The sequence below is a fragment of the Bradyrhizobium sp. MI1.3 genome (assembly GCF_055811695.1).
In genome coordinates this window covers 1-1,777 of the sequence record NZ_JBVVPQ010000194.1, presented here as the reverse complement: position 1 = coordinate 1,777, position 1,777 = coordinate 1, and the positions used below count along the sequence as shown (strand labels likewise).

1 protein-coding gene is annotated in these 1,777 nt (G+C 64.3%); it reads left to right on the top strand.

Annotated elements, in window-relative coordinates; translation table 11 throughout:
* The first annotated feature begins 52 nt into the window (after positions 1-52).
* Positions 53-1,279, top strand: coding sequence for an IS91 family transposase (locus AC0L3A_RS40570; protein WP_473256562.1), 1,227 nt, complete (start codon positions 53-55; stop codon positions 1,277-1,279).
* Positions 1,280-1,777: the final 498 nt, after the last annotated feature.

Genomic DNA, 1,777 nt, shown 5'->3' with positions numbered 1-1,777 from the left:
GCCTGTCGCTGGAGGTGACGCCACCTGGATGATCCGCGGCGGGATCCGGGTGATGATCCGCCCCGACAGCCGCTCCAACAGGCCCGCCATCGAGATTGCCGATATTCTGCGCCGGCATGGCGACACCTATCGCCGTGTACATGCCGGTCATCTCGGTCGGGTCGAGCGGCGCGTGATGAGCGCAATCGTGGCGTGCCGGACCGAGGCGCTCGGCGGCCACATGGAGGCTTGCGACGACTGCGGCACGACACGCCTCACCTATAATTCCTGTCGCAACCGGCACTGTCCGAAGTGTCAGGGGCCAGCCCGAGCCGCGTGGCTCGCCGCGCGAGAAGCCGACCTGCTGCCGGTTCCCTATTTCCACGTCGTCTTCACACTGCCGGCTCCGATCGCAGCGATCGCCTTTCAGAACAAGGCCATCGTTTATGCGATCCTGTTCAAAGCCGCCGCCGAGGCAATGTCGACGCTCGCCGCCAATCCACGCCGGCTCGGCGCCCGGATCGGTGTCCTCGCCGTCCTTCACACCTGGGGGCAGGCGCTGACGCACCATCCCCACGTCCACTGCGTCGTCCCGGGCGGCGGCCTCTCGCCCGATAGCGCGCGCTGGATTGCCAGCCGACCAAAGTTCTTCCTGGCCGTCAAACCGCTCGCCCGGCTGTTCAGACGCCTGTTCCTCGAACGTCTGACCGCTGCCTTCGACGCCGGCACCCTGAACTTCTTCGGCGATCTCGCATCCCTGGCCGAGCCTGCTGCCTTCACAGCTCACCTCGTCGCCATGCGGCGCATCAGCTGGGTGGTCTACGCCAAACGGCCGTTCGGCGGCCCCGCGCACGTGCTGGCCAATCTCGGCCGCTATACCCATCGCGTTGCGATCGCCAACAGCCGGCTCGTCGCCCTCGACGACGATCACGTCGCCTTTACCTGGAAGGACTACCGCCAGAACGGCGCGACAAAGATCATCAAGCTCAAGCCCGACGAGTTCATCCGCCGCTTCCTTCTTCACACGCTGCCCGATGGCTTCCATCGCATCCGCCACTTCGGCTTCATGGCCAACGGCCATCGCGCTGCCAAGCTCGCCCTTTGCCGCAAACTTCTCGATCGTGAGCGGACAGCGCCAAACGATGGCGAGCCGTCGCCTGTGGAGTCGGACGCTCTGACGTGGCCCAAGGCTCCCGCCTGTCCTGACTGTGGTGGCGTCATGCGCATCGTCGAGCGCTTTCGACACAGCTTCAACCGCTCCAGTCCTCAAACATCCCCGTTCCGGTGCGATACATCGTGAGCCAAGTCATGCCGTGCACAACGATCGCTATTCGTCATTCCGCTCCCAGCGCCTCGATCATCGTGGACGCTGTCGAATCCGTGCTGCCACACGGCGCGACAACAACCGTCCGATGTAGCAAAACGCCTATCGCGATCTCCGGCAAAGCGCGCCTGATCTCAACTCTTCCCCGATGCACACATCTCGCAGCTCTGCCTCACGTGCCGAGCCGGCAGGCCGGGCGTTGCGATCTCCAACAATCCCCATAGCTGCAAACCCGCGCATACCCGCCCGCGCCTTCGTTCAATCCGGCTTCAATGAGGTCGCGTAACTGCGCATGCCGCGCCAGCACGTGAGCGCGACCTCACAGAACCCTCCAGATTCCCTTTCGCTGCGGACCATGATTCTGTGGTGCATCGGAGGGGCCGATGCGACCGAAGAGGCACAGGACGACGGGATCGAACGATCTGTTCCGGGCGCGGCTGGACCAGATCATCAACATGAAGCACGAGCTGGTTC

Coding starts and splice junctions, on each gene's coding strand:
- AC0L3A_RS40570 (WP_473256562.1), top strand. CDS start 53: ATGATCCGCCCCGACAGCCGCTCCAACAGGCCCGCCATCGAGATTGCC.